Raw genomic sequence first — 1,178 nt, 5'->3', positions numbered from 1 at the left:
TTTCTATACTTCGTTGGCTTCAGCTCGATGTACCATTAGTACAATCTTCGCCTCGTCGCCTAGTCTATAAACGTTTTATCCAGCAAGACTTGAGCTCTCTGATATTCAGAGAGCTTTTTTACTTTTGTCACCCTACCTCGATATACTAAAGTATTATCTTCGGTTACGGTTTCTAGCACTGTAAGGTAAAATAAACCAAATCATCTCCCTTCGGGGAGATTTTTTATTTTCACTAGTTTTATAGTACAATCTTCGGCTTGTCGCCTAGTCTATAAACGTTTTAGCCCGAGCTCAAATCAGCTCTCTGACTTCAGATGGCTTTTTCTATATATATTTACATCCTTGTTCATCTAATAGAAATATGGTATACTTTTCATGAGAATTTTCTAAATTTTTAATTTTGTTTAAGGAGGTTTTCATGCTTTCCAAATTTTCTGGAAGCCGACGGGACCTGCAATTTGTGTTACTTTTAGGTATTTTGCTAGCTACTTTAGGGATTTCCCTCTTTCTAGCAGTTTCAATGGGATCCGTTGCGATTGCTCTAGGAGATACCTATCGGATTATTTTGAGTAGGTTGGGGTTTCCGCTTGAGATAGGAGAGGTTTCTAAGTCCACTCTTGCCATTGTATGGAATATGAGATTCCCCCGAGTATTACTCGGTCTGATAGTAGGGGCTGGTCTTTCCATGTGTGGCAGTGTGATGCAGTCCACAGTGAACAATCCCATTGCTGAGCCCTATGTCTTAGGAATCTCTGCGGGTGCGACTTTGGGTGCAACCTTGAGCATTATTCTTGGTTTAAAAGTGGTGATTAGCCTTGGAGCTTTTCTTGGAGCTATTTTGGCAACAATTGCTGTCCTCATCATTGCCTCTATGCAGGGAAGGATGACGACTTCTAGTCTGATCTTATCAGGAACGGTGGTCAATGCTCTCTTTCTGGCTTTTTCCAACTTTATCATCTCTGTTGGCGCTAATGCAGACAGTGTGATGACCATTAAGTTTTGGACCATGGGTTCGCTTGCTGGAACTACTTGGTCTGACTTAGTCCTGCCAACTATAGTAGTAGGATTGGCCCTTCTATTTTTCTCTACCCAGTATCGTGTTTTTAATGCGATGATGATGGGAGATGAGGCTGCTTTAACTTTGGGAATTCCCTTACGCTTCTATTGGTATCTTTATG

The 1,178-nt window shown here is 41.2% G+C and carries 1 protein-coding gene; it reads left to right on the top strand.

The window, feature by feature from the left end:
* Window positions 1-418 precede the first annotated feature (418 nt).
* The coding region (locus tag GMD4S_RS12240; protein ID WP_000949328.1) for a FecCD family ABC transporter permease at window positions 419-1,178 on the top strand (760 nt) is incomplete at its 3' end.

The organism is Streptococcus sp. GMD4S (genome assembly GCF_000296955.1).
This window is presented reverse-complemented; position numbering and strand designations above follow the sequence as displayed.